Genomic DNA, 22,341 nt, shown 5'->3' with positions numbered 1-22,341 from the left:
CACTCGCCCAAGGTGGGTTCGTGAATCTCCACGGGAGCACAGATTCACCCCCACAGGTGACGCCTGGGGCGGTAGCCGGGCAGGGGGGATTCCGCGAGGGGGCCATCGTGGCGCCGGCCTAGCTGGCCCGGCCCTCCTTCAGCAGTTCGCGGCGCAGGCCTTCGTCCACCGCCGCCGCGCTCACCGAGCCGTCGCCGCGGCCGAGGGCCTGCAGGCAGGCGTAGCGCACCACGTTCATGATGGTGCCGCCGGAGATCTCGTGTTGGCGGGCCAGCTGGGTGAGGTCGAGGGCCGGGTCGAGGCGTACCGGGGCCGGGAAGGCCTCGCGCCACAGGCGCAGGCGCTCGGCCGGGCGCGGTAGCGGGAAGGCCACCACCGACTGGAAGCGGCGCAGGAAGGCGTCGTCGATGTTGTGGCGCAGGTTGGAGGCGAGGATCACCACGCCGGTGAAAGCCTCGATGCGCTGCAGCAGGTAGCTCACTTCCTGGTTGGCGTAGCGGTCGTGGGCGTCGGAGACGCTGCTGCGCTTGCCGAACAGCGCGTCGGCCTCGTCGAAGAAGAGAATCCAGCCGGCCTGCTCGGCGGCCTCGAAGAGGCGGGCGAGGTTCTTCTCGGTCTCGCCGATGTACTTGGAGCTGACCTGGGACAGATCCACTCGATACACCTCGCGCCCGCAGCGCTCGCCGAGCAGGCAGGCCGACAGGGTCTTGCCGGTGCCGGATGGGCCGTGGAAGAGGCTCACGTAGCCCGGCGCGATACGCCGCCCGAGGCCCCAGTCGTCCATCAGCGTGCGGCCGTGGATCAGCCACAGGCCGATGTCCTCGAGTTGGGCGAGGGTCTGGGCGGGCAGCACCAGATCGTTCCAGTCCAGCCCGGTGAACACCCGCCGGGCCGGGATGCCGGCCTCGCCGCCGCCGGGCAGCGGCAGGCCGGGCAGGGCTTCGGCGAGGAAGCGCGGCGATACCAGCAGCGAGCCGCCGAGGGGGCCGGCCGCCCCGTCGCCGGGCGCTGCCGGGCCCAGGCGCAGCACGTCTTCCCGCGCCAGCCGGCCTTCCGGGGCGAGGCGGCGGATGGCGGCGAGACGTAAGTCGAGGGCATCGCCGGCCAGCAGGAAGCAGGCCGTCTCGCCGCTGGGCTGGAAGCTGGCGCCGTCGGTACGGCCGCCGAACTCGGTGAACGGGCGCTGGGTGCTGTCGTTGCGCGACCACAGCACGTCGAGCAGTTGCGGACGCAGTAGCGGCGCCAGGGCCAGCGCGACGAGCAGCCGGTCGGCCGCATCAAGCCTGCGATGGCGCACGGCGGCTGCGTAGGGGCAGTCCGCCCGTTCGAGGGGCGGGGCGTCGGCGGGCAGCGGCGGTGAGCCGGGCGGCTGGCCGAAGTAGGTCTGCAGGCGGACGCGCAGGCAGTCGGCCAGCCATTCCAGTTCGGCCTCCAGCGTGGCGGCGGCGGCCTGCAGTAGGCTGTCCGCCGGCTCTCCATCGGCGGGGCGCCAGGGCAGATCGTGGCTGTTCATCGGGCAGCCCTCATGACGTGCCCCATTCGGTCAGCAGTGGCCACGGCATCCACGGCAGGCGGGTCAGGCCGATGCTCCACGGCAGCAGGCCCAGCAGTATGTCGAAGGGCTCTGGTTCGATGCGCAGCTGCCAGGCTTCGTCCTGCCGGCGCAGGTGGCCGCGGCGGCGCAGGAAGGCGGTGCGCAGGCCGTCCGTGCTCGTGCCGCGCAGGGCCTGCCAGTGGGTCAGTGCGGCGGCCAGCAGGGCCTCGGTCTCGGCGCGGTCGGCGGCGCTGATGGCGGGCAGTGCGTGAGCGAGCGGCACGTCCGGGTTGCGGCCGAGCAGCAGCTTGATGAAGGGCAGCTCGAATTCGAGGGCTGCCGTGCCGGTGGCCAGCCAGTGCAGCAGCGCCGCGGCGCGCGGTACGGTGGTATCGGGCAGCGGCCCCCGGTGGCCGGCGGCCACCAGCCCGGTGGCTTCGAAGAGGCGCGGCAGGTAGGGATGCAGCAGCACCAGCCCGGCCTGGGGCACGAGCAGGCCGGTGGCGCTGCGGGCGGCCGGGCGCTGGTCGAAATCGAGGGGGACGTCGATTGGCGTTGCGGGCATCGGGGCGGCGGAGGCCGCAGCGGACGCGGCCGATGCGTGTGGGGCGGGGCTTGGCGGCGTGTCGACGGCTTGCATGGGCGGCACTGCTGGCACGGCCGAAGGGGAGGGCGGGGCGTTGGCCAGTAGGTCGAGGACGGCCTGCCAGTGGGGTTCCGGCGTGCGCGCGGCGAACAGTGCGGCGAGCCAGGCGCGGGCGACCGCCAGCCAGGGGTGGCGGCCGTCGGCGGCGGGTTGCTCGCCCTCCAGCATCCACGCCAGCCACAGGGCCTGGGCGTGCAGGCTGTCGCCGTCGTCCCGGTTGGCGGTGGCGGCGAGCAGGGCCAGCAGGGCCTGGCTCAGTGGATGCGCGGGGGTGGTGGCCGCATGGGTGCTCACCACGTGCCGGCGCCAGGCCGCCGGCAGCAAGGCCAGCCAGCGGCTCAGGCTGCCCAGCCGTTCCGTGCGGGGTTGGGCATGGATGTCGGGCGGTACGCAGCCGAGGCTGGCCCAGGCCAGCGCGGCGCCGGCCAGCAGCGCGCGCAGGCTGTCGTCCGGCAGGCCGGCCAGCGGCCAGTCCGGGCTCCCGTCGCGCAGGTAGGTGGCCAGCCCGGACTGGGCCTGGATGTCGGCGGTGGCCGGCTGGGCAGGGGGCTGGTCGGTCGCGCCGAGGGGCGCCGCCGGGGCGCGGGTGCCGCTCGGCAGGGTGTCCAGGTGGCGGGCCAGCGCGCGCAGCGTCGGGACCGGCAACGGTAGCGGTTCACCGCCGAGGTCCAGCGTGGCACCCCGCGGTGGCTGGCCGCGGGCGGCTTCGGCATCGACCCGGGTGAGGGCGGTGCGCACCGCGGTGCGCAGCTCGCCCGGTGCGTTGTGGCGCCAGAGCAGCAGCAGCGGCGCGGTGTCGGCGGGGCTGGATTCGGCGCTACCGGGCGGGTTGCCTGGCGCGGTGGGCGGTGGTGTGTCGGTGGAGGTCGGGTCGGGCCGGTCGGCGAGGGACGCGTTGGCCTGCTGCAGGGCGAGGGCGGCCAGGGCGGCGTCGGCGGCCGCCGCGATCTGGGCCGGCAGCGCGTCAGCCCCTGGCGTGGTGTCGAGCCGCAGCTTCAGTTCCAGGCGCGGCAGGCGGACCACCCGGTCATCGGGGGCATGGGCCGACAGGCTGCCGGCGAGGGCCGCCAGCACCGGCTCGGCGGCGTCCCGCAGTACGCCGCGCAGCGTGAAGGCGGCGGCCGGCGTGGGTGCCCGCGCCTGCCACAGCAGGCGGCGGATGCGGTGGGGAAAGGGTGCGTTGCTCATGGTGGTGCCTGCGTCAGCCCTTCAGGCGGTTGAGGCTCTGCAGATTGCCGATCAGCACGGACTGGGACGGCGCGGTGGTGCTGCCTTTCAGGGTGTCGAGCCGGGTGCCCAGGTTGGCGGAGACGGTCGGATCGGTGACATACACGGTGCTGTTGGCGAGCACCGAGGCCACGCCGGCCGCCGCGCCGCTGGAGGTGTCCACCTTCTGCGTGACGACCCGGGCGGTGGTGTCGGCGACCGCGTCGCCCAGCTCGCTCTGGGCCTTGGTGAGCATGGCCTGGGCCTGTTTCATGTTGTCGTCCGACAGATTGCCCTGGCTGACCATGTCCACCAGGCTCTGTACGGTCTGGCGCTTGTACTCCACGTCCTTGACCATCTGGTCGAGCACCACGTCGCCGGTGGCGACGGTCTTCACGCCGACGCTGCCGGCAGCGGTGGCGTCCCGCGTGCTGAAGGCGCCCTTGACGAGGCCTTCCACGTTGGCGGTCTGGGTGTCCAGCTTGCTGCGGATGTCGGTCTGCACGGCCTTCAGGTCGGCGGCAAGGGCCTGCCGCGCGGTGTCGAACTGGGCACCGACGACGGTGCCGACCAGGGTGCTCACGATCAGGTCCACCGGCCGAACGACCTTGATCGGGATGACGTCGATGGGCGGCCGGCGCAGCGGCGGGCGCGGCAGCGGCGGCTCGACGGGCTCGGCTTCGTCTACCTCGGCGCAGGGATAGGCGAGGGTGAAGTCGGCGACGACCCTGCCGCTGTCGTCATAGGCCAGCACGAAGCAGCCGCCGCGCCACACGCCGCCCAGGTGGTCGAGGCCCGGGTTGTCGGTGGCGAAGCGGGCCAGCAGCAGCTTGTCATCGGCCTTGTCGTCCTTGGCCTGGATGAGGTTGTCCAGCCAGTCGAGCCAGATCGGGTGGGTGGTCTGGATCAGGGAGTCCACCGGCGATACGAAGTCGCTGCGCGACAGCTTGCCCAGGTTGACCCGCGCGGTGCCGACGGTGCGCAGGGTTTCGGCGATACCGTTGTTCCAGCGGGTGGCGTCGGTGGTGGCCCGGTAGGCGCTGTAGGTGGGCTGGTCGAGGGCCGGCTTGGCGCTGTCGGCCAGGCTGCTGACGGCGCTGCGGGCTTGGGTCGCGGCGGCGATGACGGACACGCCGGTGTCGGTCTGGTCGGGGATGTCCTTGCTGTCGATGGCGGTCTTCAGGTTGTCCAGGTACTGGCCGGAGAAGGTGTCGCTCTCGTCGAGGCGCAGGGACACGTCCTGGCGCAGCAGGTAGTGGAAGCGGTGCAGGTCGGTGTAGCGGATGCCGGGGCGGATGCGGATCAGTTCCTTGCGGTTATGCACCAGCACGGCGTGGACTTCGAAGGGCAGGTTGCGGTCGGCGATGAGCTTCTTCAGCTCGGTGCGCACGTCGTCCACCGGCCGGCCGAGGTGGCCTTCGATGCGGAAGAAGCCGTGGGCGGCGATGCTGCCGACCAGCGGGTCGAGGGCGCGGGGACTGCCCTGGTACTCGGCGGCCCGGTAGCCGAGGTTGTGGTTGCCGAGGCGGCGGGCGGTGAGGCGCGGGTTCCACGCGGCGTTCATCGCGGCGGTGTAATACCAGGGGATCGCCCGTTCGCCGAGGGGATGGTCTTCGCCATGGCTGGGGGTCACGCGCAGCGTGGTGTCGGCGGGCGGCGCGTAGTTTGCGATCAGCTGGTCGAAGCGGGTCAGCAGCAGCCCCAGCGCGCTGGTGGCGGCGCGGCTGTGGCTGTCGGCGGCGGCCGGGTAGAAAGTGGTGCGGGCGTCGTCGGGCGCATCCAGCGCGCCGGCCGCCAGGTGCTTGGGAAAGGCCAGCGGCAGCGGGCCGGCGGGCAGCGCGTCCACGTCCTGCAGCGCGTCGCGGACGGCGTTCCAGGCTTCGCAGAGGTCCTTCAGGAAATCGTGGAAGGGCAGCACCGCGCCGGCCGGCGTGTTCTGCTGGCCTTGCAGCGTGATGATCCAGTCGGCGACGGGATTGCGCCGGAACGCCGCGGCGAGCACGCCGGGGAAGCCTTCGGCGAAGTTCTTCAGGGCGTCCACCAGGCCGGCCAGGGTCTTGCCGGCGGCATCCTGGTAGCGGGCGATCAGCACCTCGGCGGTGGCCAGGTCGCTGCCCAGTTGCGGCCGCCAGGCGATCAGCTCGGGCAGTTCGCGGGCCTGCTCGCCCAGCGTCAGCGGGCCGGCGGCCAGGTTGGCGGCGGTGCTGCGGCTGGTCAGCAGCACGCGCAGCCGTTGCTGGCGTTCGCGGCCGAGATTGTCGCAATCGGCGCCGGTGCACAGGTCGGGATCGCTATCGGTGGTTTCCGCCAGCAGGATCACCGCCTGGCCCGCCAGCGCGCCGGCCGTGATCGGCACGCCGAGCGGGTCGTCGCCGGAGGTCAGCTCGCCGCTGATCAAGAGCGCGCCGCTGGCCGTATCGAAGAAAGGCTCGTAGCGCGGCGCGGTGGCGTCGTAAGGACGCAGGCGCGGGTAGCTGGTGGCGGCATCGATGCGCACCAGATCGCCGTCGCAGGTGAGGCCGAGGCCGGCGCCGACGGTTACGCTGCTGCCGTCGCTGCCCACCGCGAAGCCGGCGACGATGCCGGCGCCGACCAGCGCGACGCGAGACAGGCGGTCCTGCTGGTCGAGCCAGGTTGTGACTTCGTTGAGCTGGGTGTGGGTGAGGACCTGGTCGCGCTCGAAGACCGCGTACTGGCTGGCGAGGGGCGAGGCGAGACTTTGCAGGACCTTGATCGGATCAGCCATGGTCCGTCTCCTGGTTGATGACGTGGTCGGGGGCGCTGCCGAGGGCGGTACTGCCGAGGACGAAGGGCGGCTTGGGCGATTCGGCGAAGCAGTCGAACAGGGTGCGCTGCGGGTAGATGCTCTTCATCGTCGTGAGGGCGTCGATCAGCGCCTGCAGCTTGGCTTGCCGGTCGGCGCTGGTGACGCCGGCATGCAGGGACAGCCAGTCCCGGTAGGCAAGCTCGAAGCGGGCCATGTCGTCGGCATTCACCCAGCAGATCTTGGGCAGCAGGTGGGCCGGCACTTCGCTGCGGATCACGTACTCGGCGAAATTGCGGAAATCCATCTGCTGGAAACGCCCGGCGTAGGCTGGCAGCACGATCTGCAGGCGCCAGGAATAAGGATCGGCATCGGCGCAGTCGCTGCAGTCGCTGTCCACGCAGATCGGCAGCAGCGGATCGTCGTTCTGGCCGGGGCGCAGCAGCAGGTTCTCGATGACGTACAGGCCTTCGCCGCTGTAGTGCTCGCGCAGGTAGTCGGCCAGGTCGGCGATCACGTTGCGCGCCACGGCCTCGCTGGGGAAGTCTTCGACGCGCCGCGCCAGCAGCTGGCCGTCGCTGTCGACGACGCTGAAGTAGAAGCGCTGGTCGCTGCCCTGGATGATGCGGTAGTGCTGGTTGTCGGCCTGCTGGCCGCGGGTGATCGCGGCGATCATGCGGGCGCGGGCGTCCTCGCGGGTGGCGAAGTTGGCGGTGGACGACAGCAGGATCTTGTTGTCGCTGGCGCGGTAGATGCGGAAGCGGAATTCGTCGCCGGGGGTGGTGTCGATCTCGGCATAGGTCTCGTAGGACACCGCGCCGAGGTTGCGGCGGCTGAAGTCGGCGATGCCCAACAGGTGCGCCAGGCGCTTTTCGAGGCCGCTGACGTTGAGGCTGTTCCACAGGTCGGCGGGGCTGACCAGGCTCTGGTCGTAGGCGCCGGCGCGGTTGGCGGACAGCTCGGCGGCGTCGGCCAGGAAGGCGCATTTGTCGGCGATCACTTCGTCGTCGGTGTGGGCGAAGGCGGAGGCCATCGCCGCGGCGTACTCGGAGAAGTCCTCGCCGAGGCGGGCCAGCAGGTGGTCGAGCAGGCGGTGCTGGCGGGTGGCCGCTTCGGCCGGCGTCTCCTGCAGGTTGGCGAGCAGGGTCGGGGTGACGTCGGCGCCGTACACCTGCTCGTGGCCGACGATGCTGTCCACGGTCTGGGTGGCCAGCACGTGGGCGTCGTCGGGCAGACCGTCGAAGCGGTCGGCCGCCGTGGCGAGCTCGGCCGGCGCCACCGACAGCAGGCTGGCGGCCTGGGCGAGCTGGGCCAGGTCGTTGGCGATCTGCTGATCGAAGAAGGTGAGGTAGGCCTTGAGTTGCAACACCTGGGCCTGGCGCTGCGCGTCCGGGTTGCCGGCCAGGCCGGCCGGGCCGAGGCCGTAGAGGGGCGGGAAGTCGAGCTGCAGCGAGCGGTAGGCGGCGAGGTCGCGCCAGCGCCCGTCGGGCGCCGGCAGGTCTTCGGCGCGGGGCGTTTCGACGGCCTCGCGGGCGGCTTCGAGCAGCGCGTCGAGGCGCTCGCGCACGGCGGTGGGCATCTGCGCGACGTTCCAGCCGGCCACCGGCAGGCCGCGCTTGCGGAACACCAGCCGGCCAGCCGGCGTTTCGCCGTCGGTATCGATGGCCAGGCGCGGCAGGTGGCCGGCCGTGACCGGCACCCGCCAGCGGTTGGGCACCGGCTGCGGGTTGCCGCTACCGTCGAGGGGGTTGAGGACGATGTCGGTGATCGCGCGCACGCCGGGCACATCCATCAGCACGCCGATCAGGTCGGACAGGCGCAGCTCGGCGGGTAGCTCGGAGGCCGCCAGGTCTGCTTCGTCGATGAAGCCGTCGTCCAGCGCCGGGCCGTCGAAGATGTCGTCCACGCCGCGCGGGCGGCCGTCGGCCAGCGGGCGGGCGCGCATCTGCGCCAGGCTGTAGCTGGGCACCGGCGGGGCGATGGCCTGGGCGGCGGCGAACAGCAGGCCGGCGGCGACCTCGGTGACGTCGGCGGTGGCTTCCAGGTCCAGCTCGGCGCACAGCGCGAAGCGCTCCGTCGGCACCGGCTCGATGGCGACGAAGTCCTCGCACAGGTTGCGCTTGGCCTCCAGCGTGGCGCGCACGGCGTGCAGCACAGGGTCGCGCTCGGCCTGGGTGTTCACCGCGTCCATGAAGTCGATGGCGACCCGGTACAGGCCGCGGATGCGCACTTCCCGGTAGTGGCTGTGGGCTGGTGGGGTGCGGGCGAGCTGGCGCTGCAGCAGGTCGGCGTACAGGGGCGGCGCGTCGGCGGGCATGATCCAGGCGTTCTTCACGCCGGGCAGGTCGATCAGCTGCTTGCGCCAGTCGAGGGCGGTCAGCGGACGCGTCGGCAACACCCGCCGGGCCCGGTGGAAGCGGTCGGCGAGGGCCAGGGATGCGCCGGGCGGCGGGGTCAGCAGGTCTTCCAGCGGCAGCTCGGCGCGGTAGCCCAGCTCGGACTGGGCCCAGGTGACCAGTTCGAGGATGGTGATGCCCGGGTCGTGCAGGTTGTGGTCGGTCCAGGTGGCGCCGGCGAGGCGGCGCAGCAGCGCCAGCCCCTCGTCGTAGAGGGCCTGGGCGTCGCGGCCGGCGGGCTCGGGGGCGCGCGGCAGCGTGGGCGGTATGGACAGAGGGGTGGCCATCAGCTCACCTCGGCAATCAGGTGGTCGGGCGTGGAGACGAGGATCACGTCCGGCGCGTCGGGGGCCAGCTCGGGCCGGTCTTCGGCTGGGCGGTCCGCGAAACACAGGCGGAAGTCGGTGACGTAGTCCACCCACGGCAGGCCTTCGACGAAATCCACCAGCGCCGAGCGCAGCACGCGGCCGCCGAATTCGAGGGCGCCGCCGGCATCGAAGGCCCACGGCGACAGCGCCCGCAGCAGGGCCTGGTTGATCTGCGCGCGGTAGTAGCTGAAGGCGTAGCCGTTACGCATGGCGACCTTGAAATCCACCTGCACGGCCCGGTAGGCCGGGTTGCGTACCGTGAGCGTGGTGGCGTCCAGCCCCATTGGCGCGCGGGTCAGCAGGAAGGCCTGGATCCGCTCCAGGGTGTCCAGGTCCACCCGCGGCTGCAGGGGGTCCACCGCGTTGCGGTTGCGCAGGTCCGGCACCACCACCACGCGCACGTGGCCGGGGGCCAGCCACGACGTATCGCTGGCGTGGGGGATGCACTTGATGCGGTCCACCGCCGGGAAGGCCTGCAGCACCAGGCGCTCGTAGTCCCAGCGGGCGATGGCCCGGTTGCGGTGGCGCAGGCGCTCGGCGGCGCGGCGGGCCAGTGCGGCGGCGTCTTCCTGCAGCGCGCCGCCGAAGGACGCGTAGGGCTGGCTGACCGTCTTCAGCGTCGGCGCCGGTGCCACGAAGCGCGCGATGCTGCCAGCCGGCAGCGCGCTGGCCAGGTGGTCGGCCGCGTTGGCGTGGTCCTCGAAGACCGCCTCGAAAGCGTTGGCATGCACGCCGACCAGGCGGCAGGCGGCTTCCGGCTGCGTCGTGATGGCGGCCCGCAGCCAGATCAGGCCGGCCGGCAGGCGGGTGTTGTCGGTGGTCGCGTCGGTGGGCAGCTCCATGCTGACCAGGCCGCTGGCGCGCAGGTCGCGGCTGCTGTCGAGGACGAGTTCGGCACCGCTGGCGAGGGGCCGCCAGGCGTTGTCGGCGAGCACCGCCCAGCTCAGGCGCTGGGCGTTGGCGAGGGGATCGGCGCTGCCTTCGGCGACCTGGAACAGCAGGCTCAGCGGGTCGCCGGGGCCCACGCCGGACAGCCCGAGCAGCAGCTCGCCGGCGTCCCGGTGCGGCGGCAGCAGCGAGACGGCGCCGGCGCCGGCGGCAGCGGCCTGCAGCCACGGGTGGCGGCCGGTCAGCCAGGCGTGTTCCCGCGACACGCCGAAGGCGTCCACGTGGAAGAACTCCACTTCGGCGTTGGCGAAGCTGGCGTCGCTGTCGTCGTCCACCCGGCTCGGCCCGGCGTCGGCCTGGTAGGACAGGCTGATCTCCTGGGCCTTGGGCGTCCACGGTTCGCCGAGGATCACCTTCGGCGTGGCGAGCAGGCCGGCGACGGCTTCGCTGCGCCAGGCGGCGTGGAGCAGGTCGGTATCCAGCGCCAGGGTGATGAAGCCGGCCCGCGGCGCGATGGCGGCCGGCGCGTCGGAGGCCACGCCGCGGCGCAGACGCAGGAAGCCGGCCTCCCGGCGGGCATAGGCGCTGCCGGCGCGGGCGAAGGCTTCGTAGACGGTGAGCCAGCGGTAGGGGCGGGGCAGGCCGGCGCGGCTGGCGGCGCTCAGGTCGAGCGTCACGCGGCCGCCGGCGGCCGGCGCCAGGCTGACCCGCCCGGCCGGATGGGCGCCGCCGGCGTCGGCCCATTCGGCCTGGGCCCATACGCCACTGGCCAGGCTGGCCTGGCCGGAGTAGTGGGCGTACAGCGCGGTGAGGGTGGCTTGGGTGGTCGGCGCGCCCTGCCAGCCGATCTGCAGGCTGAGGGTCGACAGGCGCTTGCCGAGGGCCTCTGCGCAGCCGACGTAGAAGCGTGTGCCGACGCCGGGCTGCGGGCCGAAGGGCAGGAAGGCCTTCTTCGGGTCGAGCTGGCCGAAATCGCTGTCGAGGGCTAGCGTGCGCAGGCCGTCCGCCTTCACGCCGACGCGCGCCCGGCGCAGCTTGAGGCCGGCGAGGTGGCCGAAGGCGGCGGAGCCCTCCTTCAGTAGCAGCTGCAGCACCGGCAACCCGGCCGGGAAGGGCTGCTGGTGCAGGGCAGGGCTGGCGTCGACGATGGCCGGTTGGGTGGCGTCGAGGCGTAGGCGGAAGGTCCAGCTGGCGGCGGCCAGCGTGGAGTCGGCGCGGGCGATGGGGAAGGGACCGAGCCAGCCTTTGGGGCCGGACAGGCGCGCCTCGAAGGCGTCGGCGAGCAGCTCGCCGCTGTGGCTGGCGGGGTCGATGCCGTCCAGTTCCAGGCTGACGTCGATCTGCCGGCTGCCTTCGGCAAGGCGCAGTACCGCCGACGCGAGGGCAAAGCCGACCGGCGCGTCGGGCAGCGCGACTTCATCGCTCCGACGCACGCCGAAGGGGTGCCAGCTGGGTGGATCGGTGGTCAGCTTCGCGCCGAGGCCATTGGCGGAATCGGCCACCGGTGCGAAGCGCAGCCGGCCGTCGCTGCCGAGGGTGACGCTGCGTAGGCTGGCGATGCGCGCCTGGGTGGCGACCATCGGACGGACCGGCCGGTAGAACAGCGGCTGCTGGCGGGCGTCCTTGCCGGCGGCCAGCAGTGCGTCGGTGCTGATTTCCAGCGGCGCGGCGTCTTTCTTCAGCTCGACCAGCACATGCACCCGGTCGGCCACCGGCGGCCGTGGCGCGAAGCCGAGCACCGTCTGCATCTGGAAATCCAGGTGCTTGCGGGTGAAGTCGTTGAGCAGCGCGCGCGGGCGGGCGGCGACCTGGAAGGCGGCGACCAGCAGGGCCAGGTGCGGCGGCAGCGCGCCGTCGTCGCCGTCGGCCAGCGCGGCGAGGCGGGCCTGGTAGGCGGCGTCGCTCTCGCCACCGGCCTGTTGCGGCAGGAAGTCGCGCCAGTCGCCGGACGGCAGCTTCGGGTCGGCGCCGTAGTAGTTGAGGTGGCCGGCCAGCGCGGCAGCGGCGCGTAGCAGCCCGCCCGTGTCGCGCTCGTCGAGGGGCGCCGAGGCCGGATCGAGATGCGGGTCGAAGCGGTCCGCCTGGCGGGTGCCGGCGGCGGCGATGAGGGCGGCGAGGATCTCGTGCCGGGCCATGGTCGCTCAGCTCCGGCGAACGGCGCGCAGCGCCTCGCTGGCCTCGCCCTGATAGAACGGGAAGACCAGGTTGAAGCGCGAGTTGGTGCTGCGCACCAGGTAGTCGAGGCGGATCGTCAGCACACCTTCCATCAGCCGGCTGTCGTCGATGTCCAGCGCGTCCACGCGGATGCGCGGCTCATACACCAGCACCGTGGTGAGGATGCGGTCCTTCAGCACGCTGGTGACGGTGGTGCTGAGGGGCTCGAACATCAGCTCGTGCATGTCGAGCCCGTACTTGGGCTGCAGGAAGCGCTCGCCTGGCGCGGTGCCGAACAGGATGTGCAGGCTGGCCTGGATGTCGGCTTCGTCCTCGGTCATGCGCACGCTGCCGTTGGCGAAGCTCGGCGGGAAGGACCAGCCGCGGCCGAGGAAGGAGGGCGTGTCGCTCATCGCGGGCTCCTCAGCCGATTTGCACCGTCGGTTCGCCGATGGCCGGGCTGGCGCCGCAGCCGCAGCTGTCGCCGACCCGCAGGGCCGGCATGCCGCCGATCAGCACGGTGGCGCTGCCGGCCACGAAGGGGCTCACCGGCGGGTGCGGCGGCGGGATCACGCAGCTGTGCAGGTCGCCGAGCACGGCGGCGGGCATGCCGCCGATCAGCACGGTGGGTACGCCGGGGCCGATGACGGTGCCGCCATGGACGCTCAGATCGGTGACGCGGGCTGCATTGGGCATGGTGTCCTCGGGCGTGCGTTCAGTTGATCTGCACCAGCGAACCCTTGAGCTTGGCGATGGCCGGCGTGGTGGCTTCCAGCCCGCCGCTGCCTTCCAGCTTGAGGGCGGCGCCGGCCTTGATGTCGAGGGCCGCGGCGGTCTTGATCTCGCCGGCCGCGCCAACGTCGAGCTTGGTGTCGGTGCCGGTCTTGATGTTGAGGGCCTTGGCGCTCTCGACGGTGATGCCGTCGCTGTCGAGCTTGATGCTGTTGCCGTTCTTGTCCTTCAGCAGCACCGAGCCCTGGTCGTCGTCGAAGACCAGCTGCTGCTCGGCCGGGGTGGTGATGGTCAGCACCACCTTGTCGTCGTTGATGTGCAGCTTGATGCCGCTGCGGCTGACGAAGACCTTCTCGTGGTTGTCGTTGCTTGGCGTCAGCGGCGCGGCCTTGGCGCTGCTGTGGAGCATGCCTAGGATCACCGCGGCGCGCGGGTCGTCGTCGAGGAAGCCGACCACCACCTCGTCGCCGATTTCCGGGCGGATCATCACGCCGCGCTGGCTGCCGGCGTCGCCGGCGGCAACCCGCGCCCACACGCCGTCGCTGGCCGGATCGACGAGGGGCAGGCGCACGCGCACGCGGAACTCGTTTTCCGGGTCCTCGTTGTCGGTGACGACGCCGATCTGCAGGCCGTGGGCCGGCGCCACCAGGCTGGTGCTGCGGCGCGCTTCGAGGCGTTCCCGGCGGGCCGGGTCTTCCGGCACGCTGCCGAACTGCAGATGGGTACGCCAGCCCTGCACGGTGTCCATCTCGTGGCGCACGCCGGTGACCAGCACCTTGCCGCCGAAGTGCTGGCCGACGCCGGCCAGTTCGACCACGTCGCCGGGCTGCACTTGGCCGAGGCCGATGCACATTGCGCGGCCGCTCACCTGTTCGAGGCGGGTGTGGACGAAGCGCGCGTCGGCGGTGGCGGTGGCTTCGGCGTCGGGCAGCATCGCGTGGCGCAGTTCGAGTGCGTCCACGCCCATCGCCGAGGCGAGGTCGTCGGGCTTCAGGTCGCCGGGGCCGCTGAAGGACGGCGGGTTGGCGTCGAGGGTGTGGACGGCCTGGTCGGCGGCGTTCCAGGTCAGCGTCTTGACCGCCTGGGTCTGCTGGCGGGCGTCCACCTCGGCGTCGAATTCGAGCAGCGTGGCGCCGTAGTTGAGGCTTGCCACGGCGGCGGCGCTGGCGTCCGGCGCGCGGGTCTCCAGGTCGGCGCCACGGGTTAGCACCAGCTGACCGTTGGCCTGGGCACGGGTGACGAGGAAGTCCCAGTCGGTGCAGTCGTACTGGACCAGGTGCTTGTGGCTGACCGTGGTGCTGGCAGCCGTCATGTTGATGCCGGCGTCGGAGCACAGTTGGCCGATCACGTCGCCGTCCTTCATGTCCAGGTAGGTGGCACCGTGGCGCTTGAGGCTCATCTTGGTGGCGGCGTGGCGGCATTCGACGAGCAGCTGCGGCGGCGAGCCCTCGCGCACCTTGAGGCGCTGGCGGACCACCAGGCCCTTGAACAGCAGGTCGGGCTGGTTGCCGGCGCCGGCCAGCACCTCGACCTCGGCGCCGGGGGCGAACAGCGCGTCGTTGCTGAGCGGGAAGTCGCCGCCGGAGGCGCTGCCGTCCTGGTAGGCGAGGCGCGCGAAGGCGATGTGGTTGGCGGTGTTCACCACGCTCACCGATAGAAGCTGGTGGCTGCGGGGCACGGGGTTGCCGCCCACCTTGATGGTGAACTCCCGGTGTTCCGCGGCGATGGGGAGGGTGCGGGCGGGGGAAATTTCATTTCTCCAGGGGCGGGAAGACCACGCGGGTGCCCGCCGGCAGGTGGCGGAAGCCGTCCAGTCCGTTGGCCCGCGCCACGCCGGGGGCGTAGGCGGGGTCGCCGTAGATGGCGGTGCACAGTGCGGCGAGGGTTTCGCCGGCGTGCACGATGCGCACGTGGGTCAGGTCGGGGGACGCGTCCTGGGCCAGCGCGACGCGGGTCTGGTCGTCCGAGTTGTCGGTGAAGACGGCGGTGATCACCGCCCGCAGCGGCACGCCGCTGGGCTTGAAGAGCTTGTAGACGATGGACGCGCTCTTGAGGACGCAGCGCTTCACCTGGATGCGGCCCCACATCACCTTGAGGTAGTTGGGGCGGTGGATGTCGCCGTTGTAGCCGGTGACGGTCTGGAAGGATTCGACCTTCTGCTGCACGTCGAGGGGCCGCCCGTTGGCGCCGGTGCCGTCGAGGAAGAACACCAGGTTGAGGTCGCCCGGCTTGACCTTCTTGAAGTCCATGCGGCTGCCGGTGGTGCCGCTGCCCTGGCCGCTGTCGTACTCCATCTCGTAGGCGAGGGTGATCTCGGCCGGGTTCACGTAGGCCTCGAAGCTGCCGATGGCGGTGCCGCTGTAGTCGGCCTTGGTGTAGGCGTCGATGCGCAGGCGCTCGAGCTGTCCGCGTTCCGGCATGGCTCAGGGCTCCTGTTGCTGGCGCAGGATCTCCAGCACCTGGGCGACGCATTCGGCGATCAGGGCCTGCTTGTCGAGCTGCGCCGGCGGCGGGCTGGCCGCGCCGCCGGAGTCGGCGTTGCTGACTTCCACCGAGATCACCACTTCATCGATGATGATGGGCATGACGGGCTCCGTTTCAGGACTTGTCCACGGTGAAGTACTGGTAGGCCAGCTGCAGGCTCTCGACGACGACGGCGTTGGCGCTGGCGGACAGGTCGCTGACCGACCACTTCACCGGCCACGCGCCGATCAGGTGCCAGGTGACGAGGGGCTGGTGCTGGTCGTTGAGCAGCTTGACGTCCACGTTCTTCGGCTTGATGTCGAGGTTCTCGATGCAGTCGCGGATCCAGTCCCAGATCGCCGAGTCCTTCAGCAGGCCGCGCTTGAGGACCAGGTCGGGGTACTTGCTGCGCACCGGGTAGCGCTGGATGTAGCGGTTCTCGCCGCCTTCCGGCACTTCCTCGGTAGCCACTTCCAGCGACAGGCCGCCCACGTCGGTGAAGCGCACGTCGTCATCGACGGCGCGGGCAAGGCCGAGGACTTCCACCTTGAAATGGAATCCGACGGGGGGCGTGTACATGGCGGGGCCTCAGCGGCGTGGTCCGGTCGCGCTCACTCGTTCTGCAGCTCGAGGCCCTCGTGGGCCAGCTCGATGGACTCGATGGCCACCTCGTTGGCGCTGGCCTTGAGCTGCGGCCCCTCGACCTTGACCGGGAAGGCGTTGTGCACCTTCCACACCATCACCGGCTCGTGGCTCTCGTTGAGCAGGCTGACGGTGAGGTCGCGGCGCTCGACGGTGTTGAGCTTGATCGTCGACAGCCACTTGAAGAAGTCGTTGTCCGACTTGACGATGCCGCGCTTGAGGGTGACGTTACTGAACTTGCGCAGCCCCGGCATCTTGATCGACGAGTACTCGGGGAAGGAGCCGTCGCGGTACTCGATGGCCTGGTTTTCCTGGGTCAGGCCGGTGACCTCGGAGAAGCCGATGCGGGTACCGCCCCACTGGACGGTGAAGTGGAAGACGGGCAGGGGATACTGGGCAGGCATGTCGGTTCCTTTCGCATTCGGTGGCGGGATGCGGGCGGGCCGGGGCGTGTCTCAGGCGGGCGTGGCCCCGGCGGTGCCGGTCAGGACGTCTGGAGCTTGTGGTAGAACTTGAGGATGATGAATTCGGCCGGACGGACCACCGCCATGCCGATTTCCACGTACATGCGACCCTCCAGGATGTCCTGGCTGCTCATCGTGGTGCCGAGCCCGCAGCGCACGAAGAAGGCGTCCTTGGTGGTGGAGCCGGCCAGTGCGCCTTCGCGCCACTTTTGCGTGAGGTAGCTTTCGATCATGCCGCGCACCTTGACCCAGGTGTTGGCGTCGTTGGGCTCGAAGACCGCCCAGTAGGTGGATTTCTTGACCGACTCCTCGACCATGTTGAAGAAGCGCCGCACCGAGATGTAGCGCCATTCGTTGTCATTGCCGGCCAGCGTGCGGGCGCCCCAGATCAGCGTGCCCTTGCCCACGAAGCTGCGGATCGCGTTGATCGACTTGCCGGCGGTGGCGTCCACGTTGAGATTGTCGGTGTCGTCGCTGTCCAGCGCGTAGGTGGGCGCGATGACGCCGGTCAGGCTGACGTTGGCGGGGGCTTTCCAGACCCCGCGCTGGTTGTCCACCAGCGCGTAGATGCCAGCGATGGCACCGGACGGCGGGCATACCGTGAGGGTGTTGTTCACGCCGCGCACGATGTCCCGGTAGGTGGCGAAGCTGTCGAGCAGGTTGGCTTCGGTGTTGGCGGCGTAGCCTGCGGCGGCGTCGTCGAGATTGGCCAGTGCCGATGACAGGGTGCCGAAGATGCGCTGGATCGCAGCCTGGGCGCTGGCCAGGCGGCCGACGTCGTCGGCCGCGGCACTGATCGCGGTGGTGGAAGCGGCCGGCGCGTCGGCGCCGAACAGGGTCGCCCAGCCGGCGGTGGTGAGGGCGCCGATGGCAGTGTACTGGGCAACATAGGCGGCGGTGAGCTTGCCGTCGAGTTCCCGTTCGGCGGCGATCAGCTCGCTCATCGCCGGGATGAAGCTGTGGGTGATGGCCCGCCCGGCGTCGCCTTTCAGGCCTGCATGGGTGAAGGCGCCGGCCCCGCTGGCCATGCCGTCCACCAGCGGGGCGATCTTGTAGACGAAGGCGAACAGGTCCTGCATGTGGGCCGCGTCCGGTGTGCCCAGGTAGGCCAGCAGGGTGGTGCCGAAGGTGTCGGAGATGGCCTTGTCGGCGCCGCCGCTGACGGTGGCGCGGCGGGCCGGGAGGCCGGCCAGGTCGGCCTGCGCCTGGTCGAGGCCCTGCAGCAGCGCGAGGATGCCGGCGTCGCCGGTGAGGGCGTTGAGCGTGACCGCCACGCCGCCTTTCTTCAGCTTGCTCTTGATGTCGGCGTAACCGACGTTCTTCGGGTAGTTGAGCTGCAGCCACGGCGTGTAGGCGGCGCCGTACTTGAGGCTGTTGATGCCGATGCGATTGCGCAGCTCGTCCACCACGGTGCCGTGGCTGGTCTTGTCGGTGGCGAGGCGGGTGTCGAGCACGGCGACCCGGTCGCCGAGCTTGCCGCACTGGTTGAGGGACGCCATCTGCACGGCGGCCAGGTCGTCGGCGGGCAGGCCGGCGGCGTCGGGGAAGAGCAGGATGGTCGGTTCATCCACCGTCGCGATACGCGCCAGACCGGCGATCAGCTGGGTCTTGTCCACCGCATCGGTGTGCTTGCCGACCGAGCAGATCCACGCCTTGCCGCCGCCGTTGTCGAAGAACAGGCGCAGGCTGTCGTAGAGGTACTTGGTGTTGGTGGCGGCCAGCGTGGCGCTGACGAAGCGGTTGCCGGCGTCCAGGTCCACATGGTCGAGGTCGAGCTCCGGCGCGCCCCCGAACAGGGTCTCGAATTCGAGCAGCGAGGTGATGCGCGTCGGCACGTTCTTCAGGTCGCCGGCGGTGAGGCGGGCGGCCATGGCGGTGTAGCCGACGAAGGCAGGCACCGCGGTTTCCACCTCGGCGACCGAGGGGGGAAACACCGAAATCTCTTCGACGTACACATCGGGCGTGCGGTAGGTGGGCATGGCGGCTTCGCTCCTCTCCTAGGTTTCTTATCTCAGGTGGACGACGAACTGGGCGTCACTGCGTTCGGCGCCGGGTTGCGGCAGGTTGCCGATGAGCACCTCGCCGTTGCGATGCAGCTCGAATCCATGCGGCCCCGCGGCGCGCCGGGCGACCGGGGTCTGGGCTTCGAAGAGCACGATCCTGCGGGTTCCGCCCGGGTCGAGCAGGGCCGGGGCGAGCCGGTCGCCGCTGAAGGGCGGCAGCAGGCGGGCGAAGGCGACCGGCGGGCGGCCGTCGCTGGCGGCGCCGTGGTCTTCCACCTGGATGCTGGCGAAGTCCGCGTCGCTGGCCGGCTTGACCACCACGTAGTAGCGCAGCAGCGTGCTGCCGGCGCTGAAGGCCAGCGTGAAGGCCTGGCCGTTGGCCACGTGGCCGGCGCTGGCGGTGAGGCTCAGCACGCCCCACGGGGGATCGGCGGCGAGGCCGGCGTCGACGAGCAGGTGGCGGCTGGCTGAGAGTCCGCCGGTGGCGCTCTCGCTGACGATGAACTCGCCCGCGTCGGCGCCGCGGAAGACCCAGCCGGCGTCCGCCGGGCCGAGGCGGGCGTTGGCCAGCGGCGTGCTGTCCGGGCGGGTGACGGTCAGATCGAGCGGGCGGGCGGTCAGGTGCGGCACGATGGTCGGCGCGGGGCCGGCCAACTCGACGCCGCGGGGCGCCGCGTCGAGGGTATTGGCGGCGGCTTCGTTGGCGAACAGCGGCGTCTCGCCGGGCGGCAGGGCCGGCAACTGTGTGTATTGCGTAAAGTGAGGGCTGCGCGGCGCGAGGCCGAACAGCAGGCGACGCCCGACGCAGTCGCCGAGCGGGTTGCCGGCGTCGTCCACGGCGATCAGCACGTGCAGCACGCCGTCGCGCTCGCGCACCAGCGCGTGCATGCCGGCCAGCGTGTCGCAGGTGGCCGGCGGCACCACGAAGGCCAGGTCGTCGCAGGGGCCGCCACGGAAATCATGGTTGATGGCCACCGTCCACAGACGGCGGAAGACGCTGTTCATCGCAGGCCCGCGTGGGTGTGGATGTCGAGGATCGGCGTGCCGGTGGCGCCGGGCTCCTGGTCCTGCAGGACCAGCATGCGGATGCGATAGACCACCGACGGCAGGTGTTTGGCGCCGAGACAGGTCCACATCTGGTTGGCCTGCTCGGGGCCGTAATTGACCAGCTCGACGGCCAGCCGGTCGACGCCGGGTGGCAGTGCCGGATAGTCGGTGGGCGTGAACAGCGGGTGGGCCTGGAAGAAGGTCAGCAGCAGCGACAGCTGGCGCAGGCCTTCGGCATAGGTGGTGAAGCTGGCGGCGAAGAGGACTATCAGGTTGATTGCCAGTGGCGGTGGCAGCGTGACGCTGCGCCCGTCCACGATGACCTGCTGGGGCACCTGGGCGCGGGCGTGGCGTTCTTCCTCGATCTGGAACAGGCTCAGGCGGACGGTGTCGGTGGTGGCCTGCCAGTTGCCCTTGTCATCGACGAGAGCGCCGAGCTCGACCTTGCCGAAATCGGAGTTGAGCCGCCGCTGCAGGTAGGCGTTGACTTCGTCGACGAGGAACTTGAGCGAAACATCGATCATCGTCGCGTCCCTCCTCCCGTTCAGGCGGGGCGGTCTATGCCGTCCCTATGCCAAAAGCGAAGCCGTCGTACGCTTCACTATGGCATGCGTGACAAAAATCACAATGTCTTTATGCGGATCTCCAGTGACCTCCTGCAATGAAGGGTGTGGGGCGCCGCTGCCGCGGGGCACTGCGCAGGACGCTCAGTCGGTCAGGCGGGTGCCGCGCTTGCGGGTGCCGACGCCGGCCAGCGCGGCCAGCCCACGGCTGCCGTGGGCGTGACAGATTGCACAGGCGAGGGCGTCGGCGGCATCCGACGACGGCGCGCCTTCGAGGGCGAGCAGGCGCTGCACCATGTGGCTTACCTGCTCCTTGGCCGCCTTGCCGTGGCCGACGACGGCCTGCTTGACCTGCAGCGCTGTGTATTCGGCCACCGGCAGGTCGCACGACACCGCGCCGCAGATCGCCGCGCCGCGGGCCTGGCCGAGGAGCAGCGTGGATTGCGGATTGACGTTGACGAAGATGATCTCCACCGCCGCCTGGTCCGGCTTGTAGGTGGCGATCACCTCGCGGATGCCGTCGAGGATGATCTTCAAGCGTTCCGGCAGGCTGCCTTCTCCGGTCTTGATGCATCCGCTGGCGACGTAGCGCAGCTGGCTGCCGAGGGTGTCGATGAGGCCGAAGCCGGTGCTGCGCAGGCCCGGATCGATGCCGAGGATGCGCGTCGCGACGCTGGCCGAGGCGGAGGGGCCGTTGATCCTCACCGGCTCCTCACTTGCGGGCCAGCCACACGCCGAAGACGGTCAGCCCCATACCGGCCAGCGCCAGGCCGGTGAGCGTCTCGCCGAAGGCGGCCCAGGCGATCAGCGCGGTGGTGGGCGGCGTCAGGTAGAACAGGCTGGCCACGTTCACCGCGCTGCCGCTCCTGATCAGCAGGTTGAGCAGGCTGATCGCGCCGACCGACAGCACCAGCACCAGCCACAGCAGTGCGAAGACGAAGGGGGCGCTCCAGTCGATGACCATCGTCTCGGTCCGGCTGGCGACCAGCTGCGACAGGGCCAGCGTCGGCAGGAACTGGATCACCGAGCCGGTACGCAGATCGAAGGCCGGGCAGAAGCGTTTCTGGTAGAGGGTGCCGACGGTGATGCCGAGGAGGGCGGCGACGGCCGGCAGCAGCATGGCGGCCAGCTCGGGCGTGCCGGCCGCGTCGGCTACCTTGTGGGCGACCACCAGCCCGACGCCGCCGAAACCCAGCGCCAGGCCGGCCCACTGGCGCGGCCGCACCTTCTCGCCGAGCAGCGCGCCGGCGCCGAGGGCGGTGAGTAGCGGCTGCAGGCCGACCACCAGCGCGGTGATGCCGGCCGGCAGCCCGTGGCGGATGGCGGTGAATACGCCGCCCAGATAGACCGCATGGACCAGCACCCCGCTGACGCCGATGTGCAGCCACTGGCGCGGCTCCCGCGGCCACGGCGCGCGGGTGGCGACGGCGACCAGGCCCATCAGCAGGATCACCAGCCCGTAGCGGGCGCACAGGAAGCTGAGGGGTTCGGCGTAGGGCAGCCCGTACTTGGCACCGATGAAACCGGTGCTCCACAGCACGACGAACAGCAGCGGGTACAGGCGCGTCATTGCTGCCCGTGCTTGCTGCGGTAGATGCGGGTGGCGGCGGAGACGATGATCTGTGCGTCCTGCGCGGGGATGCCCGGCAACTGCTCGCGCAGCACGCGGTAGGCCAGGTGTTCGAGGGTCTGGCCGTTCCAGGCGTTGGCCGGATCGAAGAAGGGTTCGATGAGGACGTAGGCCTGGTCAACGAGCTCGCGCAGGCCGAGATTCTTGCGGCGTTCGACGGGGGTGTTCATGCGGGGGCTCCAGGGGATCGGCGGGAAGACGGGCAGGCCCCGATGATACCCCAGGCGGCCTGGGCAGCCGGGTATGGCGCTGGCCTGCCGCCGCAGTGGGCGGGCCGTTCCGGCTTGGCGCGGGGCGGCTGGCTGGGCAATATGCGGACTTCCGCGCCCGGACGGGTGCCGCCTGGGGAGTGAATGAACCATGCATTACTGGCTGATGAAGTCCGAACCCGACGACGTGTCCATCGACGATCTGCAACAGCTGCCGGAGCAGACCGTGCCGTGGTACGGCGTGCGCAACTACCAGGCGCGCAATTTCATGCGCGACGGCATGCAGATCGGCGATGGCGTGCTGTTCTACCACTCCGGCTGCGCCGAGCCAGGGATTGCCGGCATCGCGCGGGTGGCCACCACGGCCTATCCGGATGCGACCCAGTTCGATCCGGCCAGCCGCTACCACGACCCCAAGGCCACGCCGGAGCAGCCGCGCTGGCTGCATGTGGACGTGCAGTTCGTGCGTAAGACGCGGCTTGTGGGTTTGCCCGAGTTGCGTAGCCACCCGGAACTGGAGAACATGCGCGTCCTCGCCCGCGGCAACCGGCTGTCGATCACGCCGGTGGAGCCGGCCGAGTGGCGATTCATCGTCGGGCAATTGCTCGGCGCCACCGATCTGATCTGAATAT

General features: G+C 70.9%; 19 protein-coding genes. 1 reads left to right on the top strand and 18 read right to left on the bottom strand.

All coding sequences use genetic code 11. The features are described 5' to 3' along the window. Positions 1-118: 118 nt before the first annotated feature. From AC3QL2_RS09340 to AC3QL2_RS09255, 18 genes are all read right to left on the bottom strand, one after another. Complete coding sequence (locus AC3QL2_RS09340; protein ID WP_493233255.1) at positions 119-1,513, bottom strand: ATP-binding protein; 1,395 nt, start codon at positions 1,511-1,513, stop codon at positions 119-121. A gap of 10 nt (positions 1,514-1,523) precedes the next feature. Further along, the gene (locus AC3QL2_RS09335) at positions 1,524-3,368 is read right to left on the bottom strand and encodes a contractile injection system tape measure protein (protein WP_493233254.1); all 1,845 of its coding nucleotides are present in this window, start codon (positions 3,366-3,368) and stop codon (positions 1,524-1,526) included. 13 nt (positions 3,369-3,381) lie between these two features. Continuing rightward, positions 3,382-6,132 carry a hypothetical protein gene (locus AC3QL2_RS09330; protein WP_493233253.1) on the bottom strand — a complete coding sequence of 917 codons (2,751 nt, stop codon included), beginning with the start codon at positions 6,130-6,132 and terminating at the stop codon, positions 3,382-3,384. Beyond that, complete coding sequence (locus AC3QL2_RS09325; RefSeq protein WP_493233252.1) at positions 6,125-8,833, bottom strand: baseplate wedge protein; 2,709 nt, start codon at positions 8,831-8,833, stop codon at positions 6,125-6,127. Before AC3QL2_RS09325 ends, AC3QL2_RS09330 begins: the two co-directional genes overlap by 8 nt. Then, entirely contained in the window at positions 8,833-11,937 is a 3,105-nt protein-coding gene (locus AC3QL2_RS09320) for a baseplate J/gp47 family protein (protein ID WP_493233251.1), read from the bottom strand. Before AC3QL2_RS09320 ends, AC3QL2_RS09325 begins: the two co-directional genes overlap by 1 nt. A gap of 6 nt (positions 11,938-11,943) precedes the next feature. After that, positions 11,944-12,369, bottom strand: a complete 426-nt coding sequence (locus tag AC3QL2_RS09315; protein ID WP_493233250.1) for a GPW/gp25 family protein — start codon at positions 12,367-12,369, stop codon at positions 11,944-11,946. A 10-nt stretch (positions 12,370-12,379) separates the two neighbouring features. Beyond that, a complete protein-coding gene (locus tag AC3QL2_RS09310; RefSeq protein ID WP_493233249.1) occupies positions 12,380-12,652 on the bottom strand; it encodes a PAAR domain-containing protein in 273 nt (90 codons plus the stop codon). 19 nt (positions 12,653-12,671) lie between these two features. Continuing rightward, positions 12,672-14,366: a type VI secretion system tip protein VgrG gene (gene vgrG / locus AC3QL2_RS09305; protein WP_493240380.1), complete on the bottom strand. Its 1,695-nt coding sequence runs from the start codon at positions 14,364-14,366 to the stop codon at positions 12,672-12,674. A 73-nt stretch (positions 14,367-14,439) separates the two neighbouring features. Then, positions 14,440-15,108 carry a CIS tube protein gene (locus tag AC3QL2_RS09300; protein WP_493233248.1) on the bottom strand — a complete coding sequence of 223 codons (669 nt, stop codon included), beginning with the start codon at positions 15,106-15,108 and terminating at the stop codon, positions 14,440-14,442. Positions 15,109-15,111: 3 nt separating this feature from the next. Continuing rightward, positions 15,112-15,273 carry a DUF5908 family protein gene (locus tag AC3QL2_RS09295; protein ID WP_493233247.1) on the bottom strand — a complete coding sequence of 54 codons (162 nt, stop codon included), beginning with the start codon at positions 15,271-15,273 and terminating at the stop codon, positions 15,112-15,114. A 13-nt stretch (positions 15,274-15,286) separates the two neighbouring features. Next, complete coding sequence (locus tag AC3QL2_RS09290) at positions 15,287-15,730, bottom strand: phage tail protein (protein ID WP_493233246.1); 444 nt, start codon at positions 15,728-15,730, stop codon at positions 15,287-15,289. A 32-nt stretch (positions 15,731-15,762) separates the two neighbouring features. Next, complete coding sequence (locus AC3QL2_RS09285; protein ID WP_079435316.1) at positions 15,763-16,197, bottom strand: phage tail protein; 435 nt, start codon at positions 16,195-16,197, stop codon at positions 15,763-15,765. Positions 16,198-16,277: 80 nt separating this feature from the next. Then, positions 16,278-18,236 carry a phage tail sheath family protein gene (locus tag AC3QL2_RS09280; RefSeq protein ID WP_493233245.1) on the bottom strand — a complete coding sequence of 653 codons (1,959 nt, stop codon included), beginning with the start codon at positions 18,234-18,236 and terminating at the stop codon, positions 16,278-16,280. A 27-nt stretch (positions 18,237-18,263) separates the two neighbouring features. Then, positions 18,264-19,265, bottom strand: a complete 1,002-nt coding sequence (locus tag AC3QL2_RS09275; protein ID WP_493233244.1) for a hypothetical protein — start codon at positions 19,263-19,265, stop codon at positions 18,264-18,266. Next, on the bottom strand, positions 19,262-19,831 hold the full coding sequence (locus AC3QL2_RS09270; protein WP_493233243.1) for a Pvc16 family protein: 570 nt from the start codon (positions 19,829-19,831) through the stop codon (positions 19,262-19,264). Before AC3QL2_RS09270 ends, AC3QL2_RS09275 begins: the two co-directional genes overlap by 4 nt. A 183-nt stretch (positions 19,832-20,014) precedes the next feature. After that, a complete protein-coding gene (gene ruvC, locus AC3QL2_RS09265) occupies positions 20,015-20,569 on the bottom strand; it encodes a crossover junction endodeoxyribonuclease RuvC (RefSeq protein ID WP_493233546.1) in 555 nt (184 codons plus the stop codon). 13 nt (positions 20,570-20,582) lie between these two features. Beyond that, complete coding sequence (locus AC3QL2_RS09260; protein ID WP_493233242.1) at positions 20,583-21,440, bottom strand: DMT family transporter; 858 nt, start codon at positions 21,438-21,440, stop codon at positions 20,583-20,585. Next, positions 21,437-21,670, bottom strand: a complete 234-nt coding sequence (locus tag AC3QL2_RS09255; protein ID WP_493233241.1) for a hypothetical protein — start codon at positions 21,668-21,670, stop codon at positions 21,437-21,439. Before AC3QL2_RS09255 ends, AC3QL2_RS09260 begins: the two co-directional genes overlap by 4 nt. 190 nt (positions 21,671-21,860) lie before the next feature. On the opposite strand from AC3QL2_RS09255, the gene AC3QL2_RS09250 reads away from it, so the two are divergent. Continuing rightward, entirely contained in the window at positions 21,861-22,337 is a 477-nt protein-coding gene (locus tag AC3QL2_RS09250; RefSeq protein ID WP_493233240.1) for an EVE domain-containing protein, read from the top strand. Positions 22,338-22,341: the final 4 nt, after the last annotated feature.

It is taken from the genome of Zoogloea sp. GW822-FHT05C07, assembly GCF_058800215.1.
The sequence above is the reverse complement of the archived record's forward strand: the minus strand, read 5'-3'. Positions and strand labels throughout refer to the sequence as shown.

Coding starts and splice junctions, on each gene's coding strand:
- AC3QL2_RS09275 (WP_493233244.1), bottom strand. CDS start 19,265: ATGAACAGCGTCTTCCGCCGTCTGTGGACGGTGGCCATCAACCATGAT.
- AC3QL2_RS09270 (WP_493233243.1), bottom strand. CDS start 19,831: ATGATCGATGTTTCGCTCAAGTTCCTCGTCGACGAAGTCAACGCCTAC.
- AC3QL2_RS09325 (WP_493233252.1), bottom strand. CDS start 8,833: ATGGCCACCCCTCTGTCCATACCGCCCACGCTGCCGCGCGCCCCCGAG.
- AC3QL2_RS09290 (WP_493233246.1), bottom strand. CDS start 15,730: ATGTACACGCCCCCCGTCGGATTCCATTTCAAGGTGGAAGTCCTCGGC.
- AC3QL2_RS09340 (WP_493233255.1), bottom strand. CDS start 1,513: ATGAACAGCCACGATCTGCCCTGGCGCCCCGCCGATGGAGAGCCGGCG.
- AC3QL2_RS09285 (WP_079435316.1), bottom strand. CDS start 16,197: ATGCCTGCCCAGTATCCCCTGCCCGTCTTCCACTTCACCGTCCAGTGG.
- AC3QL2_RS09315 (WP_493233250.1), bottom strand. CDS start 12,369: ATGAGCGACACGCCCTCCTTCCTCGGCCGCGGCTGGTCCTTCCCGCCG.
- AC3QL2_RS09330 (WP_493233253.1), bottom strand. CDS start 6,132: ATGGCTGATCCGATCAAGGTCCTGCAAAGTCTCGCCTCGCCCCTCGCC.
- AC3QL2_RS09295 (WP_493233247.1), bottom strand. CDS start 15,273: ATGCCCATCATCATCGATGAAGTGGTGATCTCGGTGGAAGTCAGCAAC.
- AC3QL2_RS09335 (WP_493233254.1), bottom strand. CDS start 3,368: ATGAGCAACGCACCCTTTCCCCACCGCATCCGCCGCCTGCTGTGGCAG.
- AC3QL2_RS09250 (WP_493233240.1), top strand. CDS start 21,861: ATGCATTACTGGCTGATGAAGTCCGAACCCGACGACGTGTCCATCGAC.
- AC3QL2_RS09260 (WP_493233242.1), bottom strand. CDS start 21,440: ATGACGCGCCTGTACCCGCTGCTGTTCGTCGTGCTGTGGAGCACCGGT.
- AC3QL2_RS09320 (WP_493233251.1), bottom strand. CDS start 11,937: ATGGCCCGGCACGAGATCCTCGCCGCCCTCATCGCCGCCGCCGGCACC.
- AC3QL2_RS09255 (WP_493233241.1), bottom strand. CDS start 21,670: ATGAACACCCCCGTCGAACGCCGCAAGAATCTCGGCCTGCGCGAGCTC.
- AC3QL2_RS09280 (WP_493233245.1), bottom strand. CDS start 18,236: ATGCCCACCTACCGCACGCCCGATGTGTACGTCGAAGAGATTTCGGTG.
- AC3QL2_RS09310 (WP_493233249.1), bottom strand. CDS start 12,652: ATGCCCAATGCAGCCCGCGTCACCGATCTGAGCGTCCATGGCGGCACC.
- AC3QL2_RS09300 (WP_493233248.1), bottom strand. CDS start 15,108: ATGCCGGAACGCGGACAGCTCGAGCGCCTGCGCATCGACGCCTACACC.